Annotated in this window: 22 protein-coding genes and 1 pseudogene; 11 read left to right on the top strand and 12 right to left on the bottom strand. The window is 71.3% G+C overall.

All coding sequences use genetic code 11. The annotated features are described in order from the left end of the window. A partial coding sequence (locus ACZ4W9_RS39280; protein WP_467944031.1) for a hypothetical protein occupies positions 1-248 on the bottom strand: 248 nt, incomplete at its 3' end. A gap of 398 nt (positions 249-646) precedes the next feature. Here ACZ4W9_RS39280 and ACZ4W9_RS39285 point away from each other — a divergent pair. Both ACZ4W9_RS39285 and ACZ4W9_RS39290 read left to right on the top strand, forming a co-directional pair. Further along, a complete protein-coding gene (locus ACZ4W9_RS39285) occupies positions 647-1,849 on the top strand; it encodes a hypothetical protein (protein ID WP_467944052.1) in 1,203 nt (400 codons plus the stop codon). A gap of 129 nt (positions 1,850-1,978) precedes the next feature. Further along, entirely contained in the window at positions 1,979-2,443 is a 465-nt protein-coding gene (locus ACZ4W9_RS39290) for a hypothetical protein (RefSeq protein WP_467944032.1), read from the top strand. Between the two features lie 261 nt (positions 2,444-2,704). On the opposite strand, the gene ACZ4W9_RS39295 is transcribed toward ACZ4W9_RS39290, so the two are convergent. Continuing rightward, entirely contained in the window at positions 2,705-2,905 is a 201-nt protein-coding gene (locus tag ACZ4W9_RS39295) for a DUF1918 domain-containing protein (RefSeq protein WP_467944033.1), read from the bottom strand. A gap of 182 nt (positions 2,906-3,087) precedes the next feature. Between ACZ4W9_RS39295 and ACZ4W9_RS39300 the strand changes: the two genes are divergently transcribed. Beyond that, positions 3,088-3,390 carry a hypothetical protein gene (locus ACZ4W9_RS39300; protein WP_467944034.1) on the top strand — a complete coding sequence of 101 codons (303 nt, stop codon included), beginning with the start codon at positions 3,088-3,090 and terminating at the stop codon, positions 3,388-3,390. Positions 3,391-3,462: 72 nt separating this feature from the next. Here ACZ4W9_RS39300 and ACZ4W9_RS39305 read toward each other — a convergent pair whose 3' ends face one another. Beyond that, complete coding sequence (locus ACZ4W9_RS39305) at positions 3,463-4,158, bottom strand: hypothetical protein (RefSeq protein ID WP_467944035.1); 696 nt, start codon at positions 4,156-4,158, stop codon at positions 3,463-3,465. 487 nt (positions 4,159-4,645) lie between these two features. Further along, positions 4,646-5,437, bottom strand: a complete 792-nt coding sequence (locus ACZ4W9_RS39310; RefSeq protein WP_467944036.1) for a maleylpyruvate isomerase family mycothiol-dependent enzyme — start codon at positions 5,435-5,437, stop codon at positions 4,646-4,648. A 225-nt stretch (positions 5,438-5,662) separates the two neighbouring features. On the opposite strand from ACZ4W9_RS39310, the gene ACZ4W9_RS39315 reads away from it, so the two are divergent. Next, positions 5,663-5,992, top strand: coding sequence for a hypothetical protein (locus ACZ4W9_RS39315; protein WP_467944037.1), 330 nt, complete (start codon positions 5,663-5,665; stop codon positions 5,990-5,992). Positions 5,993-6,110: 118 nt separating this feature from the next. Here ACZ4W9_RS39315 and ACZ4W9_RS39320 read toward each other — a convergent pair whose 3' ends face one another. After that, positions 6,111-6,584 (bottom strand): hypothetical protein, encoded by a 474-nt coding sequence (locus ACZ4W9_RS39320; protein WP_467944038.1) that lies wholly within the window; start codon positions 6,582-6,584, stop codon positions 6,111-6,113. 15 nt (positions 6,585-6,599) lie between these two features. Further along, positions 6,600-7,865, bottom strand: coding sequence for a helix-turn-helix domain-containing protein (locus ACZ4W9_RS39325; protein WP_467944039.1), 1,266 nt, complete (start codon positions 7,863-7,865; stop codon positions 6,600-6,602). 108 nt (positions 7,866-7,973) lie between these two features. Here ACZ4W9_RS39325 and ACZ4W9_RS39330 point away from each other — a divergent pair, with 108 nt between their 5' ends. Next, a complete protein-coding gene (locus tag ACZ4W9_RS39330; protein ID WP_467944040.1) occupies positions 7,974-8,294 on the top strand; it encodes a hypothetical protein in 321 nt (106 codons plus the stop codon). Between the two features lie 280 nt (positions 8,295-8,574). Then, the gene (locus tag ACZ4W9_RS39335; RefSeq protein ID WP_467944041.1) at positions 8,575-9,318 is read left to right on the top strand and encodes a hypothetical protein; all 744 of its coding nucleotides are present in this window, start codon (positions 8,575-8,577) and stop codon (positions 9,316-9,318) included. A gap of 551 nt (positions 9,319-9,869) precedes the next feature. On the opposite strand, the gene ACZ4W9_RS39340 is transcribed toward ACZ4W9_RS39335, so the two are convergent. Beyond that, positions 9,870-10,271: a hypothetical protein gene (locus ACZ4W9_RS39340; protein WP_467944042.1), complete on the bottom strand. Its 402-nt coding sequence runs from the start codon at positions 10,269-10,271 to the stop codon at positions 9,870-9,872. Positions 10,272-10,577: 306 nt separating this feature from the next. Between ACZ4W9_RS39340 and ACZ4W9_RS39345 the strand changes: the two genes are divergently transcribed. Beyond that, positions 10,578-11,000 carry a hypothetical protein gene (locus ACZ4W9_RS39345; protein ID WP_467944043.1) on the top strand — a complete coding sequence of 141 codons (423 nt, stop codon included), beginning with the start codon at positions 10,578-10,580 and terminating at the stop codon, positions 10,998-11,000. A 722-nt stretch (positions 11,001-11,722) separates the two neighbouring features. On the opposite strand, the gene ACZ4W9_RS39350 is transcribed toward ACZ4W9_RS39345, so the two are convergent. The 3 genes and pseudogenes from ACZ4W9_RS39350 to ACZ4W9_RS39360 all read right to left on the bottom strand — a co-directional run bounded on the left by ACZ4W9_RS39350 (position 11,723) and on the right by ACZ4W9_RS39360 (position 13,692). Continuing rightward, complete coding sequence (locus tag ACZ4W9_RS39350) at positions 11,723-12,355, bottom strand: hypothetical protein (RefSeq protein WP_467944044.1); 633 nt, start codon at positions 12,353-12,355, stop codon at positions 11,723-11,725. Between the two features lie 29 nt (positions 12,356-12,384). Then, a pseudogene (locus tag ACZ4W9_RS39355) lies at positions 12,385-12,938 on the bottom strand (DUF6233 domain-containing protein). Positions 12,939-13,020: 82 nt separating this feature from the next. Then, positions 13,021-13,692 (bottom strand): hypothetical protein, encoded by a 672-nt coding sequence (locus tag ACZ4W9_RS39360; RefSeq protein WP_467944045.1) that lies wholly within the window; start codon positions 13,690-13,692, stop codon positions 13,021-13,023. A 159-nt stretch (positions 13,693-13,851) separates the two neighbouring features. Here ACZ4W9_RS39360 and ACZ4W9_RS39365 point away from each other — a divergent pair, with 159 nt between their 5' ends. Both ACZ4W9_RS39365 and ACZ4W9_RS39370 read left to right on the top strand, forming a co-directional pair. Beyond that, entirely contained in the window at positions 13,852-15,807 is a 1,956-nt protein-coding gene (locus ACZ4W9_RS39365; protein WP_467944046.1) for a helicase HerA domain-containing protein, read from the top strand. Between the two features lie 119 nt (positions 15,808-15,926). Then, positions 15,927-16,739 (top strand): hypothetical protein, encoded by an 813-nt coding sequence (locus tag ACZ4W9_RS39370; protein WP_467944047.1) that lies wholly within the window; start codon positions 15,927-15,929, stop codon positions 16,737-16,739. A 99-nt stretch (positions 16,740-16,838) separates the two neighbouring features. On the opposite strand, the gene ACZ4W9_RS39375 is transcribed toward ACZ4W9_RS39370, so the two are convergent. Then, entirely contained in the window at positions 16,839-17,129 is a 291-nt protein-coding gene (locus ACZ4W9_RS39375; RefSeq protein WP_467944048.1) for a hypothetical protein, read from the bottom strand. A gap of 340 nt (positions 17,130-17,469) precedes the next feature. On the opposite strand from ACZ4W9_RS39375, the gene ACZ4W9_RS39380 reads away from it, so the two are divergent. Together ACZ4W9_RS39380 and ACZ4W9_RS39385 are read left to right on the top strand one after the other, a co-directional pair. Further along, on the top strand, positions 17,470-18,726 hold the full coding sequence (locus tag ACZ4W9_RS39380; RefSeq protein ID WP_467944049.1) for an AlbA family DNA-binding domain-containing protein: 1,257 nt from the start codon (positions 17,470-17,472) through the stop codon (positions 18,724-18,726). Positions 18,727-19,031: 305 nt separating this feature from the next. Then, complete coding sequence (locus ACZ4W9_RS39385) at positions 19,032-19,949, top strand: hypothetical protein (RefSeq protein WP_467944050.1); 918 nt, start codon at positions 19,032-19,034, stop codon at positions 19,947-19,949. A gap of 90 nt (positions 19,950-20,039) precedes the next feature. Here the strand turns inward: ACZ4W9_RS39385 and ACZ4W9_RS39390 are convergent, their stop codons facing one another. Further along, complete coding sequence (locus ACZ4W9_RS39390) at positions 20,040-20,405, bottom strand: hypothetical protein (RefSeq protein WP_467944051.1); 366 nt, start codon at positions 20,403-20,405, stop codon at positions 20,040-20,042. Positions 20,406-20,642: the final 237 nt, after the last annotated feature.

The raw sequence follows: 20,642 nt of genomic DNA on the forward strand, positions 1-20,642 counted from the left end.
GCCGCACCGCCACCGCCGAAGGGAAGGTCCTCGACGAACAGGGCAAGCTCATCGCCCACGCCACCACCACCTGCATGATCCTTTAAACCGCCCGGCCACGACCGGCTCCCCACCGCCATCAACTCCAACCACCGCGGTGGCACGCAGGACACCACCCCGGCCTTGCAGCCCCCGGGAAACCCTGGTTCCAGGCTCCCGAACAGTCCAACATCGCCGACAAATTGTCCAACTTCGCTGGCCGAGGACAAGATTGATCACGATGCAGTCACGACGGAGGGCTTCTTCGTCGGCCGGCGTCACACGGTGCCCGGATTTCCAACCTGTACGAAGTGAATGGCGGGAGTAGGCCCGCCCCACCGTGCAGGAGCACCCCGTGGCCCCAGACAACCCCGAGCAGCCCCTTGACCCGGCCGGAGAGACCCCCTCCGTGGGCCCCTCCACCACCCCCTCCGCGCCCCGCCGTCAGAAGCCGGACGTTTCCGCAGGTCAGATCGGGCTGACAGGGGGCCGTCGGAGGTCCGACAACCCTCATGTAGATGTCGCAAGGCGTCCCAGGCACCGGAGGACTTCGACCGGGCCTCGACGCCGGGAGCTCCTGCAAGCCCTCGGGATCTTCCAGCGGGCTACACCCGACCAGCTCTGGAAGCTGACCCGTCCGGACAACCGGCACGACAAGCTCACGCGGGACACCCTCCTGGACCTTCAGGACCACCGCCTGGTGAGGATCGAGTCGGTGCAGGAGGACCAGCGGCAGGTATGGGTGCTGACCCGGCGAGGACACGGCGAGGCGAAGAAGCTGCTGGAGCCGAAGGGCATACGGGTCTCGGCACTGCGCGAGGAGAAGTACGACCCGGACACGGGCCAGCCGCTCGGCACCGGCTACGACGACCATGCCGCGGCGGTCACCTCGACGGCCGCCGAACTCCACCGCGCCGGGATCGGCCACCGGCTCGGCTTCGCCACCGAGATTCCGCACCGGCTCGCGGACGGCTACGTGCAGCGGGCGGACCTGGTGGTGCGGGCACCGGAGGCCGGGGTACCGGTACTGCTGCTGGAGATCGACCGCCGCACCGAGGACGCGCACGACCTGGTCGCCAAGCTGCGCCGGTACTGGGAGTGGGGCCGGCTGCCCGCGAAGGACGCGGACAAGCTCACCGTGGACCTGGTCCGCTCCCGGCCGGACGCGATCGAGGACGTCGACCACGAGCAACGGCTGTGGCGCAGGTTCTACCCGCCGACCGGCCGGGAGGGCCTGGTGCCCCTCGCGTTCGTGTTCGCGGACACCACGACCGCGAAGGTCGCCAACACGGTCGCCGTGCTGGAGGAGGCCGGCCGCCGCTACTGGGCTCCGCGCCGGTACGAGACCTACTACCAAGAGGCGATCACGGCGAAGGACTACAGCCAGGCCGTGCCGGTCGTCGTCACCACCCTGGAGCAGCTCCAACAGCACGGCGCGGACGCGGCGGTGTGGCGACGCCTGGGACGAAAGGACGAACAGACTCTGACCGACGCGCTCGACAACCCCGACGGTGACGTTCTCTACCGCCGCCAGTACGCCCGCGCCGAAGCGGAAGACGAGCGGCGCCGTGCCGCGCAACGGGAGGCACAGCGGCCGGTGTGCAAGCGCTGCGGGGGCAAGTTCACCGACGAACGCTGGGAGGAGATCACCGTGCACCGGACCGCCGTACGGGCCGGAGACAAATCCGTGTGCGGCCCGTGCCGCGCCGACGACGTCGCCCGCGAGGAAGCCGCTGTCGAAGCCGCCCGCCTCCAGGCCGCCGCACCGCCGGATCCGCAGGACGGCCCCGAGCCGGTCCGAGGCCGCAGCTGGTTCCGCCGGCGCACCTGACCGCACCAGCCCGCTGCGCGGTCGGCAGCCGCCAGGCCGCGGGACCGGTCCCGACGTCACCGCACCACCGGACGGGACGGACAGGCCCATCCGACGTCGACAGCCCACCCAAGGCCCTACACAGGCCGTATGAGACGCAGCCGAGAAGAAACCGCACCCCAGGACCTGCCGGGCGACCTGTGGCACGCCCTGTCCCAGCTCCAGCACACCCATCCCGACCCCGTGGGCCGCGTCGGGCCGCTCGCCCGCCCGGTCGCACTGCTGTCCTTCTCCGCGGCCACCGACACCGTCCTCGCGGCACGCGTGCAGCTGTCCGGCGCGGAGACGATGCACGAACTCAACGAGACGCTCCGCTCGATCACCGGCGGCATGCACGCCCACTTCACCGGCCCCGACGTCGCGCTGGAGGTCACGCTCGGCAGACGGCAGGAACTCCCGATCCACGAGGCCCACACTGCGGGCCTCACCCGGCTCTTCCGCCACGCGGCCGGCACCATCGGTGCCCGCAGCACGCCGGGAGGAGGCCGGTGCTTCCACTGCGACGGGACCGGGCACGCCCGCCCGCTGTGGGAGCCGGCTGCCGGGCAGGCGTGAGCGACACGCAAGAAGAACGCCCGCGCCCGGGGCCGCCTTCCGGACGGCGTGGGGCGCGGGCGGGGAAGGGCCCCGAAAGCTTACGCCGGTACGGGTGCAGGCTCCAGGCGCAGCGCCGCCGCAAGCGGAGAACGGCGGCCATTCTCCAGCGCTTCCGCCCGCGGGAAGTCGGCCGACGGCCCCTGCGCGAGCCGTCGGCCAGCGATGACGGATCCGCCGTCCGTGGTCCGGCTGGCGGACCGGTTGCCGAAGGCGTAGGGGTCAGCCGAGGCCGTCGGCCTTGCGGTGGTCGACAACGCTGTCGGGTCCGGGGCTCATGATCGTCTCGTGTCCGTTCTCCGCCCGGACGCGGTACGGAGGCTGTCCGTTCGGGCCGAGTACCTCGACGATCTCTACGACCTGGTCCGTCTGACCGGGGGTCCGGCCACGGAGGACCAAGCGGTCTCCCTGAGTGGCGTGCATTCTCTTCTCCTCTGCGTCGAGCGGCGACTTCGGTGACTGCGCCGCGCGTTGGACGTTGTCCCATCCCATCGTTGCCACGGCGGCCGCGCGGGCATGCCCCAGCCTGGCGGATGCCCTTCACCCATATGAGCGAGGACGTACCCGCACCCCGCCTGTCAGCGGCGGCTGCCAGGCTTGACGGGGTGGACCGTGAGGGCGAACAGCTGCTGCGCCGCCGGGTCTACGGCGCCGACCACGACGATCGCGATCCCGGCCCGCTTGCGCACCGGACCTACGCCGAACTGGCCGGCGGCCCGCTGGACGGCCTGCTGCCGGACATCACCGGCTGGACGCCCGACGAGGTCGATACCGGCGTCGCGCTGGCCACCGAGCGGGGGCAGTTCGGCCCCGGCGGCCGGGCCCTGTACGACCCGCGCCCCGGCGAGGTGCGCTCTTCCGGCCCCGGGGTGAGCTGCCGCTTCCACTACTCCGGCGATGCGCCCTGACCACGGCGACAAAAGGAGACGGCCCTCGCACCCGACGTCCAGGGTGCGAGGGCCGCCTTTGTCCCGGCCAGCTCACGCGGATGCCGCCGCCGGTTCCGGGCGCAGCGACGCCAGCGGAGAGCGCCGGCCCTTCTCCACGGCGCGCAGCTGCTCCCAGTCGACTTCCGGGTGTGCGGCGGGGATCGCGTCGACGAAGGTGGTGGTGTAGAGCGCGACGTCGACGGCTCCGGCCCGGCTGGTGCCGAAGCGGACTTCGACCGACTGCGGGGAGCGGACCCAGCCGAGCCGCACCATGTGGTCGAACTCGACACGTCGCACCCGGAGGCGGGCGGCGGCCTGCTCGGGTCCGAGCGGGGTGTCGGCGGCGACCAGGTCCGCCAGGTCCGCGCGGCGGCAGACCTGGTCGACCTGGTCGGGGTGGTGCAGCGTCCCGTCCGGGTTCGCGCTCAGGTCGACCAGGAGGCCGCGGTCGACGAACCGGCGCACCACGAACGCCGTCACCTTCGCCCGCTCGCCGTAGGTGGCCGGGTTCGGGGTGCCGAGCGCGTCGGCGATCCGGTCCGCCGCCGCGCCGCCGGAGATCGCCGGGGTGGGCATCGCGGCCTGGATGGCGTCGGCGTCCATCGCCTCCACGGCGGCCCGGGACCAGTGAGAGGGCGGCACGTCGGGGGCGGGGACGAGGCCGGTGTGGCGGGCCCACCGGAAGGCCGCTGCGGGCACCTTCAGGCGCTTGGCGGCCTGGCCCGCGTCGTACTCGTTTCGTCGCATGAGATCACCTCTCGTCGCTCGTTCGCCGGAAGCGGCGGATAGAACATGACAGAGCATCCGAAAAGCTTTCAATAGCCGTCGGAGCCGAGCAAGTTGGGTGCGCACAGCTAGGACTGCGCCCGCGTACGCGAAGGAGAATGCACCCGCCCGGGTGGCGCCCACGTCCCGGACCGGACCACCGTGGCGGGCCGGCCAAAGGCCCCCGCCACGAGGCCGGTCACACCCGGCACGACGCCGACCTCAGCCCTGGTCAGGGCGTGTCCGATGTGACATCACCGAGGACGCGCACGAGCTGGTGCACACGCAGGCCGGCCCTGCGAGGGGTACATGTACCGCATGGTGGGTGAGCGGGTGCGGTGGCCGGCCGTGGTGGACCGGGCGCGGGAGATCGTGGAGAGCTACGAGAGCGGGGTCACGCTGCGGCAGGTGTTCTCCCTACGGTTTGAGACTGTCTCAGCGAACGGGTGACCGCGTCGTCGACCACGCCTTACGCGTTCGGGTCCCAGGCGAAGAGCCGCTCGAAGATGACCCGGTCGCCGTCGATCTTCACCGAGTCCAGCGGTATGCGTCCGTAGAACCACAGGACCAGCTCACCGGCCGTGCCCCGGGCGGAGGCGTCGGCCGGGGCCTGGGCCTCGCCCTCGCCGGCAGCCGGGAGGCGGACGGCGCGGGCGCCGTCCGCCTCGACCGTGAAGCGCCAGGAGCGGCCCTCGGTGGCGTGGTAGTCGACGACGGCCGGCTCGTGCGGCCAGACGCCCGACCACGCGCAGCAGGTGAACAGGAAGTCCTCGACGCCGTCCAGCGCCACCTCCGTCGGCAGCGGCTGCGCGGCGCCCACGGTGAGCTGGGCGTCATAGGTGTGCATCGCGATCTCCTGAAGCTGGTGCCGGGCGACGGCACCGCTGGTCCACGGCGACTGCGAGGCGCCCCACCACGTCCAGCACTCGGCGTCCGGGCCGACCTCCCGCAGGGTGTCCAGCAGCTCCTGCGTCGACGCGGCCAGCCAGGCCACCAACGCCTCGAGCTCCCGGGGCGCCTGCGCCTTGGCGCGCGCCGCCACGGCCTCGGCCGGCGGGGCGTCGGCCGGACCGGCTTCGACGACGGCGGCCCAGAACGGGCGGCCCGAGCCCAGGTGCCGCGCCAGGTCGAACAGCGTCCACTCGGGACAGGTCGGCACCTGCACGTCCAGGCTGGGCGCGGCGGCGATCGCGGCCCGGAAGGCCGTCGCCCGCTCGTCGATCAGTCGCAGCAGGTCAGGGAGTTCAAGATTCTTCTGCACTACGGCTGTCTATCACCGCACTCCGGCGGCCGAAAGCGAGTTTCCCAGCCGCCGCCTGCCGAGAGGACGATGAGGACCAGTAGGCCCCGTGCACCACATGTGTTGCATCGGCTACAGTGCTCTCAACCGCTCCTGAGCTGCGGAAACTCCATCCGCACACTCGCGGAGCCCCGGAGAAACGTCGGCGATTTCGATGCGAGCGGGGCTGAGATCGAACGGGACTGGGTGCGGCGCACCGAGGGCTGCTGGAGCGAAGTCCGCCGGGTCCTGCTGACCCGGGAGCAGACCATCGAGTACGAGCTGCTGTCGGCCCAGGGCAAGCACGGCGACCCGAGATGGCCGGCCTTCGCCGCCCGCTACGGCTTCGACCCTCAGCGTCCGGTGCAGTGGGAGGTGGAGGCGCTGGAGCCGGATGAACTGCAGCGCCTGGTCCTCGCCGCCGTCGCCCCCTACATCGACCGCCACGTGCTTGTGCAGCAGATCGCCCGCGAGGAAGAACAGCGCCGCGCCCTGGCCGCCTTCGTACGGGGCTGGGGCGCGGCGGGGAGGACGTAGCGCTACCGCGCTGTACGCGATCCTGGGCGGCCTGGGCGAAGTGCAGCACCACCGCCTTGGCGCAAGCGGCTTCGCCGGACCGCGCGTTGCCGCGCGGGCGGCACTACGTTCAACGGCGTCACCGGCTGGCGCCCTGGGGCCACAGCACCCGCACCGGCACGCCGGTTTGTTCGGCGTAGGCGACCACGTCCGCGGTGCCTCCGTATCCCCGCGCCGGTTTCCCGTCCCATACCGCGACCAGCTCATTCACCAGGCCGACGAGGATCTCGGATCCGGCCTGATGCGCTTCGGAGGTCGACTCGGTCATGCCGGTGTGGTGGACGTCGGCCGCGCGGGCAAGGAGCCGGTCGTAGACGGGGCGATGCCAGCCGGGCAGTCCTTGCCGGTACTCGGCGGCCGGGACGACGACCTCGAGGCGGCCGCCGTGCTCCAGGACGGATTCGGCGAACCAGGAGTCGGGACCGTCGGCGATGCACGAGACGCCGACCAGGCCGCTCGGGTCGTGTGCCGTGACGTACTCGGTCACCAGCGCCCGGACCTGTGCCTCGACCTGTGTGCTCAGTCCGCGGTGCCCGGTGATCCCCACCCTCATGAGCTGTTCCTCCTCCTACAGGTAGACGCCGTGCAGGCGCTCGTCGAAGTCCCGCACCACCTTCGGCGGTGAGGCGGTGGTGAGGCTACGGCGCAGGGCACGAGCGCGTTCCACGATCCGCCCGGACCGGTACTGCAGGCCAGCCTCGAGGGCGCGGGAGGCCAGGGCGAACGCGGCCTCCACCCGCCCGCCGGCGAGGTGACCGTCGGCGATGTCGAGCACGAGCAGCGCGCGTTGTTTCGCGTGTCCGGTGGCCAGGGCTTCCACGTCCTGGGCGAGTACCCACTCGGGCAGCCCCAGGCGTGCGCCGCAGGTGACGCAGCAGGCGGCCACCTTGTCCGGGGTGAAGGAGAACACCCACGGCCACGGGGGCGGTTCCTGCTCGGCGGTCAGCGCCTCGGCGGCTGTCCGGGAGTCGGTCAGGGCCCGGTCCGCCCCGCGCCGGTCGCCGGCCACCGCGTACCCGAGGGCTTCCACGGTCAGCAGCCAGGCGTCGGCGACGGCCGGGCGCTGCTCGCCGAGCACCCGCCGGGCGCGCCGGGCGAGGTTCAGCGCTTCCACGCCGTTGCCGGCGTGTGCCTCGAACTGGGCGAGCGTGCCTGTCTGGTACGCGGTCAGGAGGGGGTTGTGGGCCGTGCGTGCGGCCTTGACGGCCCCGCCGTACCAGGAGCGGGCCGACCCGTGGTCGCCCTTGTCCCAGGCGAGCCAGCCCGCGAAGGAGGCGGCCTCGCTGCCCGCGGCGGCCAGACGCGCCCGGTCCGCGTCGCCGGTGGCGGTGTGGGTGATGGTCTGGATGAGCTGGATATGGCCGTCCATCGCGTCGGCGAGGTCGCGGGAGGGGGTGGTGCCATCGAGTCTGCGGTAGGAGCTCGTGGTCAGCCGGAGGGCGGCGGCCTGCCCGCCGATCGTGTCGTGCGTGTCCGGTACGGCGGCCAGGATGGGGGCTGCCATCGCGGCGAGGGCGCCGCCAAGGACGGTGCGTCGGTGCATGGGATCGTCGTCTCTCACCTGAACCCGCGCCGTGCGCCCGTCTGCCAGACCCACCAGCGCCGGCGGGATCTGAAGATGGGCAGCCGCTGCGGCCAGGACGTCGGTGCTATAGGAGGCTTGGCCGCGTTTCTCCAGACGGGAGACGGCCGACTGGGACATGCCCAGGGCCTGCCCCAGCGCCGCCTGCGTCATCTGCCGCCCCTTGCGGGTCAGCTCGATCACGCGTCCGTAGTCCCCAGCTCGTGAGGCGTCCCGGATCGGCCCTGCCTGGAAGTCCACGACGTCCCCCACGCTACGAGTCCCTGCGGCTTTCGGCGCCTGCCCGTACCCGCTGAGCGCGTACCCGTATGCACATGCCGCATGGGTGATGGTCCCGCAGCGGACAGTGATCGTTGACTGGTGGCAGCCCAACCGTCCCGCACCAGGGCGCGTTGCGGCCCGGTGGTCGTCCCCGCCACCCCCGTCGGGGACGACCACGCCGAACCGACCGCGAGCGCGAGGCGACTGCCCATGACGACGCGCAGCACGAACGGCCACCTGCCGTTACTGGTGGACGCCCCGACGATCAACCTGGACGCCCTGACGGACCGGCAGCGCGCGGGCACGTCGTGCGTGTGGTGCGCGGGGACGGCATCGCCCCGGTACCCCGTGGGCGGCCTGCGTGCCTGCGCATGCTGCGCGGCCATGTACGGCGTCCCGCCCAAGGGGGCGGACCAGTGAACGGCGCCGACGAGGCGTTCCCCGCGGCCCTGGACCAATGGACTCCCGAGGACTGGCAGGAGTACCGCCGCCGCATTGAGGACGGCGAAGGCAGCGTGAGAACCATCGACGCGATCACGCGTCGCCGCACCCTCGAGTCGGAGACATCCCGCATAGACCCCGGCGGTGCCGGGGACGGGGCGTCACATCCCCCGGCCCCGCCGGTCAGCTTCACCCGTCCGGGCACGGGCGCCCTCGCGAAGCGCTCCGTCCGGACCCCGTGTTCTGGGAGGCTTGCCGCATGCGCGAGGACAACGATGAGGATCTGGCCGTGACGTCGTACGCCACCGCACAGCGGCGTGGTGACCGGGTCTTCCAGTGCGATGCGACCGCCGTGTTCACGGCGCCGGACGGCACCCGCGCCTATGCCCTGCTCGACGGCGTCGGCGACACCCGGGTTGTCCGTTCCTGGACGCGTGCCGCCGCCTTCCTCCTGGCCCGCGCGGCCGCCGGGAGCGCGGATGCGGAGGCCGGCCTGCGTGCCGAGTACGGCCACTACGCCGCCGACCCCGCCCGCACCGCCGGCCACGGTCTGCCCTGCGCGGCGGCCGTCGTCGCCGTCCGCGCCCCCGGTGGCCTGTTCTCGGTGGCCTGGTCCGGCGACGTCCGCGCCTATCTCCTCCTGGACGGACACCTGCGCCTGCTGACTGAGGACCACAATGCACGCCGGGCATGCGACGGCGGGGACCGCAGTCTGATCACCGCCTGCCTCGGAGAAGCCCGCAGCGACGAGGAGACCGAACGCGTCTGGGGCCACCCGGCCCTCGAGTACCTGCGCGGCCCGGCCCGGCCGGGCTGGCTCCTGCTCGCCTCCGACGGCGCCTACGAACCCCACGAGGACGCCGGCCACGACCTCGCCGGCTACCTGACCGGCACCCCGCACACCGCCGCCCAGCGCCTGGTCGACGACGCTGTCCAGCGCGCGCACGAACTGAGCGACCCGTACGCGGACAACGCCACCGCCCTCGTCGCCCGCATTGCCTAGCCGCGCCGTTGAGGAGATCCACGCTGGACACGGTCGGCCGTATCCAGTCGCGCCGTGTTCGGCCCGCCGGGCGGGAACCAACTGACCTGCTGTTACCGCCGGTTATAGAAAAAATCCAACATCATTTGAGGAGCCTGAACCCTCGGTTGCCGCCCCTGGCTCGGGTACCGCGCGGAGCGGGCCGGCGAACCGCGCCCGGTACAGAATCCGGGCCGCCTCCACCTCTGCGGGCAGTCGGCCGCTGGCCCGCCGACCGTCAGGACACGGGCTGCACTCCGGTGCCGTCCAGCGCCGCGCGGCACACCGGGCCCGTCGAAGCGCTGTACAGGCTCAGGCGGCCGCGGTGCCGGACGCAGCGAGGCGAGCGGAGAGCGCCGGAGTCACCTCACGCTGACCGGTTCGGCCTCGGCGGCCAGGTCGGTCAGGATGTCGCTGATGCCCTCGATCAGCCGTGAGAAGTCCTTATCGCCCAGTCCTGCCCGCACGCACTCCACCCCCGCAACACGGCTCGGGCGTGGACCAACGGCTCGGGCATGGACCAGCGGACCAGGTCATGCCGTACGTTCTCCGCTGGCCGCCGGGAGCGCGGCGAGCGGGGCTCGGTCACCCGCTGGCCGAGGCCGGCCGTGCCTATTCGAGGAGGCCGAGGGCGGTGTCGGGCCGGCAGTGGACGCAGGCCGGGACATGCTGGAGCAGGGCGTCGCGTGCCTGCTGCCGGGTGGCGGGGCGGCACCGGTAGCGGCCTTCTTCACGGCCTGCTCCAGCTTGTACCGGCTGATCTGGGTGGCGGTGGCGTGTTCGGTGACGGCCGTGTGGAAGGCGGCGGAGGCCTGGCGCCAGCGGCGCAACTGGGCGTCGTAGTCGTCACCAGTGAGACCCGCGAGCCGGGCCCGCTCCTGCTCGGCGGAGCGCTCCAGGGTGATCAGCCCGTCGGGGATCTCATGCACGGTCATGGATCTTAGGCGGCGGGCGCGCTGTACCGGCGGTTGCCCCTCCGGTCGATCGGGTACAGCCCCTCCGGCGAGCAGGGGCTGGTTCAGCCCGACCACCGGGATGGGACCGGCGCCGATCAGGGTGTGCGAGGAAGAACTTTCGTAGACGGGCCGGTCGGTAGCAGCCGGGGCACAGCTGGCCACCCTGCTCAGCTATCCCTTTCCCCGGCCGGCCCGCGAGCGGGCGGACGGCTGGCCCGACCAGTGGACGAGTGAGCGGTTCTTCGGTTGAGTGTGGGAGATCTTGACGGAAGCGGGTGGGGGACGATGAACGGGTTCTTGAGCGGCGCCGGGGCCGTGCTGGCATCGATCGGCGGCTTTCTGCTGATTGCGACGGTGGGAAACCTGTATCCCCAGTGGAAGCTGCGCAGACTGCAGAAACACGGTGTCGAGGGAGAAGCGGAATCGGAGCTGGAGGAAGGGATCCGCGGCGGGCCGCGCATCTCCTATGTCATACGCCGCCCTGACGGCGAGGTCCTGGCCCGGTTCATGGAGATGGGCGTCCCATCCCGCGGGCCCGTGGGCACGGTCGTGCCCGTTGTCTACGACCGCCACAAACCGTCCCGAGCCCGCACCGGCACACTCGCGGACATCGACCCCGCAAGTGAAGCGCTCCTCCTGCTCCTGGTCCGCGGCACTGGCCTGGGACTCATTGCCGTGGGTGTCGTGCTCCGTCTGGTGTTCGGCTGAGAGGCGTTCTCCCGCCACCGCCACCGCCGGCACGGCACCGGTCCGGTCAGGTCAGGGGGTTCCTCCGGCGGTCCGCTCACCGGGCAGCCGGGTGGCGGTTCGGCAACGGTCGACGAAGGCATGGAAGGGCTCTTGGCGCTGACGGCTCCTGTGCCGTCTTCCAGTACGCGAAGGAGGGGGGCGGCCGCAAAGCGTCCCGGCCGCATCTCCAGCGTCCGTTCTACGCCCATTTGACGCCCAGCTCAGCGAGCGCTGCTGTCCAGGAGCTGTTTTTCTGATCAGTGGTTGGTGGACTGGCCTGCACTGATCAGTTTGTGGTGCGGCGGTGGGTGGGGGAGCGCCCAGTGGCTGCAGTGATTGTGGGCGCTGCTGGGGCAGGGGTCTGGCCTGTGGCTTTGTCAGTTAGCTGGTTGGGTGATCAGGTCGTGTCATCCTGCGCTGCGCGAGGTTCAGCTTCAGTGGTCGTTCGCGTGTGCGGCCCGTGCCACGCCGATGACGTCGCCCGCGAGGACGCCACCGCCGAAGCGGCCCGCCTCCAGGCCGCCGCGCCGCGGAGCCGGAGGGCTCCGAGTCGGGCCGTGGCCGCAGCTGGTTCCGCCGGCGACCCTGACCCGGTGCACCACGGGGCTGCCCGGAGCCTTAGGGGCCCGCCCGGGACCCGGCTGCGCCACGGCCGCGGCGATGGGTGGTCGGAGTCACGAGCCGGTCGGTATCCGTGGTGCTCAACGCTCCCGGAGCGTGGCACGGATGGCGTCGACGTGGGGTTGGATGAAGGCCTGCGCCCGCTGTTCGGCCTGGGCGTGTTCTTCGGCGGTCAGGGGCCGCCGGACGCACAGTTCGGTGATCTCGACTTCGTACGTGCGGTAGTCGTCCGCGGGCCGGGGCAGCGGGACGGGGTACAGGTGCCAGCCGTGCGCAGTCGCTCGCCACAGCTGCCGGTCACCCTTGGCGAGGCTGCCGTAGTGCTCGATGAACATTGCCACGACGTCCGCGGTGAAGTACATCGACGGCCGGTCGCCCGCCGCGCACCCCGGGCAGCCGTCCTTGCCCGTGCACACGGCCAGGCGCCGGTCGTAGCGCGGTGGCCAGAAGCGGGGATGGGCGCGCTGCTGGGTGTAGGTGCGGCCGACAGGCAGGCGGTGGACCTCGACGTGGCCGCCGGCCTTGAGGCGGCGGACCGCTCGCCGTACGGCGGCACGCTGGGCGTCGGTCGGCTGCTCGACTGCGTAGACGACGTGGGCGAGGCCGGTGACCGAGGCGGCCAGCGGGGTGCCGTCGATGCCGCTGAGGCCGCCGGGCTCGCTGCGCACGTACGCCAGCACGGCCCGCTGTACTCGTCCGACTCCTCGCGACACGCTTTCAGTGTCCCGCTCCCCACGGCAGGTCAGGAGCCGGTGATGTGGCCGAACCCGCTCAGCATGGGTGACAGCTCCTGAGTACAACCGCACCAGGTACACAACCGCGTACCCGGGTTCTCGGCGACGTTCAGCGCGTGCTCCAGATCGAGCAACGGCGCGCCCTGCGGGGCTTCCTCGCAGTCCGGCGCGTGCAACACCCCCCGGGCCGGGCCCCGCCCCTCGCGCACCTTCGCCAACACCCAGCCCGAAGGCCGGCGCTCCCCGAGGACCTCGCCGACCACCGATGTCGGCGGCGCCGGTGGAAGAGGCTCGGTGGGGACCTGGTCGTAGTCGACGCCGTCGACCGGCCGCACATGGTCGGGAGCCCGGACCCACACCCGGTACTCTGCCGCCTCCACCCCCCGTTCTCGAGGTCTCTGTACGACGGCAGCCCCACGAGGTACACCCAGCCCGTCTCGGTCTGCCGCCGCCTCCACAGCCGCGCCACGACCTCCTGCTCCGGGTGCCCGAGCACCGGGTCGGCGGGCAGCACGACCCGCACCGGCACAGGCGCGGGTCCGGCGGCATCGTCGGAGGGCATGGTCACGGTGCCACGGTAGACAAGCAGCCGGGCCCGGACCCTCCGGCGGAGGACCCGGACCCGGCGTCTGGCCGGCGGGTGGTCACAGGCTGCGGGTGATGAACTGAACCCACCTGTCCAGCCAGTCCCCGTGCTCGGGGCCGCCCGGGGCGGGGACGGTCTGCAGGTCCTCGGGCAGGGTGATCTCCTCCGGGGCCCAAGAGCTGTCGTTGAAGCAGCAGGCCCACACGGCTTCACGAGCGGCGTTGACGACGACGGCGCCCACGGCCCCGTCGTCGGCGAGGGCGCCTTCGTCCACGGCGGTGCGTCCGGTCTCGATCGCCTTGGCGCTGCTGCGGAACACCTGGACGCTCATGCCGTGCGGGTGGTTCTTCCCGGTCAGGAGGTAGAGCGCCCAATGGGTGCCGACGGCCTCGGGCCACCGCTTCCGGGCCGCCTGACGGGTGATCCCGGAGGCCTCTCCCAGGTCCGCGTAGGTGGCGCCGGCCCGGCCCGCCCGGGTAGCGGCGTCCGTGGCCAGCTCCCGCGCAGCGTCCCCGGCCTCCGTGGCAACCTCCAGGTACATCAGGTGCACCGCCTTGGCGGCCGCGGAAGTGGGGGCGAGCGCGTTCGGGGTGGCGGGACCCTCCTGCTCGCTGAAGCCCAGGAAGCGCATCCGCCTCTTCGTCTCACGCCACACCAGGTCACGCACGTGCGCCTGGAAGGCGACCCGCTCCTCGATGGCTTCGCTGTCGAGCTCCCACATATCAACCATGCGACAACCATAAGACATGCAAAAGTGTTGCGACAACTAAAGTTTCGAACGGGTTGGGGGGGGCGGATCGCCGGAATCTGTCCACAGCCCCGCGCTCCTACGGTCGGTGTCCGCTTTCGGGTGTGAAGTGCCCGGCAAGCACAGCGAAGGGGCACGACCATGGCGCGTACGAAGTTCGACAGGCAGGTGGATGAGACCGCTGAATCCGTGGCGTTCGTCATCGGCAGGTTCCTGGCGGGCCGGCCGTTGCGCGGAGAGCGGAAGACGGACGCGACGTTCTGGCGCAAGGGCACCCGCGTCCTGCCGAAGGTCGTGGAAGGCCACGTCTCGCTTTCCTCCTACCGGGCCGGGTGGCAGCGCCTCACCTTCCGTATCAGCGGCCTGGCCGCGACCGGCGTCGGCGGCTACTGGACCCTGTGGGAGAACCAGGACGCCACCTTTGCCGCCGTGCGCGACGTCTGGGAGAACCCGGACCCGGCCATCGCCACCGCTCAGGCGGGCGGCATCGGCCTGGTCTCCGCCGCCGCCGTGGGCGGCGCCGTGTACGGGCTGGCGACGCGCAAGCGCCGGGAGTTCATGCGCGAGTGGGTGACGCCGCTGCACGAGGCGCTGGCCGTGCCGCTGGGCATGTCCGAGCTGACCGACCCGCGCCGCTACCTCCACGTACCCAGGAACTTCTCCGACGACGACGCCGAGATACGCATCGACGTCCCCACCCACATGCGGTTCAACGAGGACCTGGTCGCCGACCTCATCGTCAAGAAACTCGCCCTGGAGAACGTCTCCTTCACCTGGCGCCGCGCGGGCCGCGACACGCACGTCATCGTCAAGAAGCGCCAGGCCCCGCCCAAGATGCTGCGCCTGTCCGACCCCGGGGTGCGGGAGGTCCTGGCGAAGATGCCCGAGTCCGCGCCGCTGATCGGCTTCGGCGCGGGCAAGAAGAAGGTCTCCGTCGACCTGGACGCCGACTCCCCGCACGTCCTGATCTCCGCCGGCACCGGCGGCGGCAAGTCGACCATCCTGCGCACCATCTGCTGCCAGTTCATCCACAACGGCGCGCACGCCTACGTCCTGGACTTCAAGCGGATCTCCCACACCTGGGCCCGCGGCGTGCCCGGCGTCACCTACTGCCGGGACATCGCCGAGATCCACGACGCCCTGATCCGGCTCGCGCAGGAAGGCCGGCGCCGCCTCGGGCTCGCGGAGCAGCTGGCCGACGACGTCCTGGAGCGCGAACCGTGGCGGGTCGGCCCGCGGCTGGTGATCCTCCTTGAAGAGGTCAACGCCACCATGGGACAGCTCAAGCGGTACTGGGCGAGGATCCGCGAGTCCGGCGACCCCAAGGAGTCCCCGGCCGTCGACGCGCTCGCTGAGATCCTCTTCATGGGCCGCCAGGTCCGCCTCCACGTGCTCCTGGTCGCCCAGTCCGCCACCGCCCGCGCCATCGGCGGCCCGGAGATGCGTGAGAACTTCTCCACCCGCATCCTCGTCCGCTACACCCTCAACGCCTGGCGCATGCTCGTGCCCGAGGTCAGCCCCATCCCGCAGGCGAGCCAGCACAACGGCCGTGTCCAAGTCGTCACCCGTGGCCGCGCCCAGGAGACGCAGGTGCTGAACCTGTCGAACGAGGAAGCCCGTGAGTGGGCGATGTCCGGCGTCCACTCCAAGGGCACGGCCGGCCCGTCCCTGCACCAGCCTCCCGTCCCCGCCGCCCCGCCCGACGACTTCGCCGGCGCCTGCAACACCCACGCCCAGGAGATCCCGCCCGCGCCCGCCACCGAGCCGCCGGCCTCCCACCGGGACCTGGCCGCCGAAGCCGGGAGCCTCACCCCCTCGCCCTCGCCCGCCGCCCCGGCCGACAACGCCGCCGCGGCGACGTCGCCGGTACAACCGGCGCCCGCCGACGACGACCAGGAGCTGGGACTGCGCGAGGCGTACGACAAGCACCTGTCGGAGACCGTCGCCAGCCTCGAGGCGCTGCGCTGGGCCCGTGCGAACGACCCGGAGTTCCCCGCCCCGGTCGGCAAGCGTGGCGCGGCGTTCCTCTACCGCGTCGGCGACCTCAAGAAGTGGGCCCGCAACCGGCCCCGCGCCGGCACCACCGACCTCGGCTGACCGCCCCGGCCCGCGCGACCAAGTCCGCCCACACAGGCCTGTCCGGTCCGGCCGACACGATCCCCGCAGCCCTGGAGAACACCCGGTTCACCAGGCACAGCCAGAAGAGGAACATCACGATGACGAACACGACCGCGCTCCCGAAGCTGCTGCGCCTCACCGACCCCGGCCTGCGCGAGCAACTGGAGGCGCTGCCCGACTCCGCCGCACTGATCGGCATCGGCACCGACGGCCGGGCCATCGCCGTCGACATCGACGCAGCCCCGCACATCCTGGTCTGCAGCGGCACCGGCGGCGGCAGCACGACCATCCTGCGCACCCTCACCGCCCAGTTCCTCCACCAAGGCGCCCACGCCCTGGTCCTCGACCACACCCGCATAGCCCACCTGTGGGCCAAGGACCTGCCGACGGTCACGCACCGCGGCAACGTGGCCGGCAGCCACGACGCCCTGGTCGGCCTCGGCTCCGAGCTGGAGCGCCGCACCGCCCTCGACGGCGACCTTGACGGTGTGCCGCGCCTGATGGTCGTGATCGACCGGGCCGACGACACCCTGCGGCACCTCGCCCGCTACTGGGAGACGTTCCGGGAGGAGGACGACCCGAAGCGCTCCCCGGCCATCGCCGCCCTCGAGGCCGTTCTGTACGAGGGGCGCGCTGCCCGCATCCACATCATCTACGACGGACCCACCACCGTCGGCGAGCGCCTCATCCCCGGCGCCCGGGAACAGTTCGCCACCGTCATCCTCGCCCGGGTCAGCGCCGGCATGTGGCAGCGGCTCGCCCCGATAGTCGACCCCGCCCCCCACAGCAGCCCGCTCCCGGGCCGCGTCCACGTCGTCCAGGACGGCGACGCCCACCCGGCCCAGGTGCCGCTGATGACCGAAGGCGAAGCCGCCGACTGGCTCACCGCCACGGCGGCCGGGGAGATCTGACCAGCGTCCGCACACGCCACAGGCCCCGGGGGATCAGCCATGAGTCCCCGGGGCCCGCTGTATGGAGTCGCGATGTTCAGCAACGGCCGAACGCCGCCGTCACGTCTCGGGCTGAGGCTCCACCTGGCGCAGGCAGTACACGCACCTGGACTCCGAGTCGACGCGGCCCATGCACCGCCGACAGTCCCCGCGCTCACGCACAGGCCCCCGGCCGTCCGCGCAGCCGGGGCAGGTCATCACCGGCTGCCGGAAGCCGAAGCTGACCACCCACCCCTCACCTTGAGCGGCGTCGCGCGCCAACTGCGAGACCTCGGAGGCGGAGCGCGCGTCTTCGTCGTCGCCGGTCTCCACCGCCAGGTAGACGGCGAAGCAGTCATCGGTGTCGCACACGACAGCCACTCCTGTAGGCATTTGATCCCCTCTCAAGCCGCAACTGCCCAACAAGGCCATCTTGCTGATGAGAACGTCCGCGCACTGGCGTCCCCACAAAAGCCGGATCCGCGTGACTCGAATTCGAGTCGGATCGTTCGAATCGGACGCGAGGAATCGAACTCACGAGGGCGGGCACCGCCGTACTGCGCCCGCCGCCGGGCCTCGCGCTGCCTGGCTACCGCCTGAGCTGAGGACATGGCGTTCGCACACGTAGCACCGGCGTAGCCTGCTCGGGAGCACGGGCCGTGACGATGCGCCTGGTTCGGCTCCATACACTGCGGGGAGAGGAAAGCTGGGCATGAACAACGGGCAGACGGACACGGCCGTACTGGTGACGATGCTCAGCGAGCGCGCCGCCGTGAACATCCGACTGGCACTGGTCGCGGACGCACAACAATGGCAACTGCATCACGCCCAGGTCACTTTGGACGACGACACTCCGGTGAAGGAGCGGGCCTGGCGCTACAGCACGGCGAGTTTCCTGGAGCTGTGCCTGCCTGGCACGACGGTCGCCGCGCTGCTGCGGGGCGACGAACAGGACATCCACGGTCTCCACGTCGTCGCCCCCGGCCCGCCGGCCTCCAGCGCCTCCACCTCTCGGCTGCGCGGCCGGCAAGAGTGGGACCGGGTGACCACACCGTGGCCGCGCACCGAGTGGACCATCAACCGGGACATCAACACGCTCCAGCCCGGCCACGACCTGCTGGTCGGGGACGGCCCCTCGTTCCTGAACTTCGACCAGGCCCTCAGCGCCTTCCTCCACCAGAGCCCCCACGACAGCAACGCGGGCCGCTCGGACTTGTGGCGCATCGTCCAGCCGCAGCGAGCGGGCTGGCTTGAGCAGATCACCATCGGCCCCGACCTGCTGACGGCCTTCGTAGACGGCGAGGACTTGGACGGCGCGGTACTTGAGCTGAGCTGGGCGGCGGGCAACGAGCTCCAGTCCATCGACGGCGCCGGCGCCTACCGCTTCGCGTTGCCCAACGGACTCGCGCACGACAGCCTGCTGATGCTCCGCCGCGAGGACCAGTGGCTGGACTGGCGCAGCTTCCCGGCTCCCACGTACGGGCGCGCCCGCGATGCCTCGGTCGTCTGGGAGCAGCCCGGCCCGGAGCTGGACATCCTCCTGGCTAACGGAGAGGGACAGCACCTGGAGTGCAAACAGGAGGTCCCGGAGGGCGACTCCCGGAAGAAGATGCTCAAGACCATCGCCGCCTTCGCGTCACAGGACGGCGGCACCCTCCTGATCGGCGTCCGCGACGACCTACAGATCGTGGGCCTGCCCGAGAAGCCGACCGTCGACAAGCAGGAACTCCAGGTCGTCGGCATGATCCGGGACAGCGTGGAACCAGCGCCGCCCTACGAGTCACGCGTGATCGATTACGACGGCAAGAAGGTCCTCGTGATCGAGGTCTCCGGCGGGGGCCAGATGTACGCCTACCGCGACGGACAGCGCGCGGAGTTCTACGTCCGCGTCGGCCCGAACACCGTGCCCGCCCGCCATCATGAGATCGCTGCCGGATTCCGGCAGGCTCCGACCGTCACCACGTTCTGAGAGCCGCCGCACCGGCGACGGCACACGTCGACCACTCGGTGCGGCCGGCCCTGCACTGGCCCCTCTGGCTTAGCCCGGCAACCCGTCATGACGGCGGCGGAAGGGACGGCTTATTGTCAGACCCCCTCCGTAGGCTGGCCATGAGGTATCCGAGACAGGAGGGCAGTGTGGCCCGCAAACCCGGGATTGATCAGCGCGCGATCGAGCGACACGTCAAGGACATCGTCAAGGGCTATGAACGCGCAGCCCGAGGGAATCCGATCCGCGTGCCGATCCAGACGGACGCGACTGCCGAAGGAGTCTCCATGGCCGGCCGCGACGCCGTCGAAGGCAACCCGATCCTGGCCCGGCTCCTGATGTGGCTGGACGAACACGCCCAGCTGAACCCCGCGCACTACGTCGACGTGACCCGCTTCGTCGAAGAACAGCAGCTGGACGGCGAAGATCCGTCCGTGCTCGCCTTCGAGCTGGAACAGCTCGACCTGGTCAAGATCGCACGCAACATGGGCGGAACCCCCGACGTACACCTCAGCGACGCAGGCCGCGTTCGAGTGAGCCGACTGAAGAAGCTGCAGCAGGACCGCGCCGCCAGGCTCCGCTACACCATGGACGCCTTCCTGCGGTGGCTGTTCGACACCGCCGGCGACCAGTCGCCCACCGACCCGTCCCTGTTCCTGGCGGCCCCCGCCGCCTACTTCGCCGGTGCCGCGATCTCTGGGACTGACCTGCACCAGGCGCTCGCCCATCTGGCGGAGCCCAACCTCATCGAACGCATCGACACCGACCCCGCTACGGTCGCCATCACCCCTGAAGGCGTCAGTTGGGCCCTGTCTGGAGGAAGCGTGCAAGACCACACCAACCGGGCGCGCACCGGCACCACGTACAACAACTTCCTGCCGAACGCCAAGGGCGTCATCATTGGCGAGCAGCAGCACTTCACCCAGAACAACACCGACGGCGTCGACCCGACGCTGTTCGTCCAGCTGGCCGGGTACGTCGGACAGGTCAGCAGCACGCTGGGCATGCCCGAGCCGGACCGAGTGGAGCTGGTGCGCGTCGCCCAGGACCTCCACGACGAAGCGACCTCGGACAACCCCGAACCGGGCCGACTGCGGCAGTTCGCCACCCAGCTCAAGGACAAGCTCCTGGAGGCCGGCACCACCATGGCCGCCACGATGGGTGTGCAGATGGCCGAGCAGGCTCTCGGGACGCTGGTGCAGTAGCGACCAAGCACAGCGCCACGAGCCTCGGGGAATCAGCCATGACGTCCCCGGGGCGGGCGGGGCAGGCCAACGAATCTTCCGTCTGAGCCCTCAATACGTCTCGAAGTCGGGTTCCCAATCAAAGTCGGGCTCTTCGGACTCGTTGAGCACCCCGCCCTTGATACCAGCGAGATCGAGCTCCCACATCGTGAGTGTGAGCCCACACAGGCGGCACCCGAATTGCCGGGGGAGGAACCAGATGTCCCTGTAGTCCCCCAGTTTGTCCCTGCCGCTTGTGAAGCCGGTGTGTCCGCAAGCGGGGCATTCCGTTGGTATGGTCAGCGGCCACGGAGCGGCGGTCGACAGCGCGGACAGACTGCTGGCTAGTTCGGCGATCTCGGCTTCGGACAGGCGCCGGATGGTCTCAGCGAACCGCTCGCGGGCCTGCCGAAGTTTTGCGTGATACCGGATCTCCATTCGAGCATGTGCGCCCGGCCCCCAGCCCCTGTCGCGGAGCAGCCGACGCAGCGAGCCGGGGCGTCGGGCGGATTCTCCTCACCGGCGGCTGCTCCTGACTCCCGCCGGGGCGACGTCGCACCGGGGGGGGCGGTGGGCTCGCCGGGGGGGGGGGGGGGTAGGGGAGGAAGGTTTTTTTTCCCCCTCAGGAGGCCCCGCTCCCCGGGGGGTCGGGAGACCGGAAAAGGGTCGTGTCAG

The organism is Streptomyces sp. NPDC029296 (assembly GCF_055569255.1).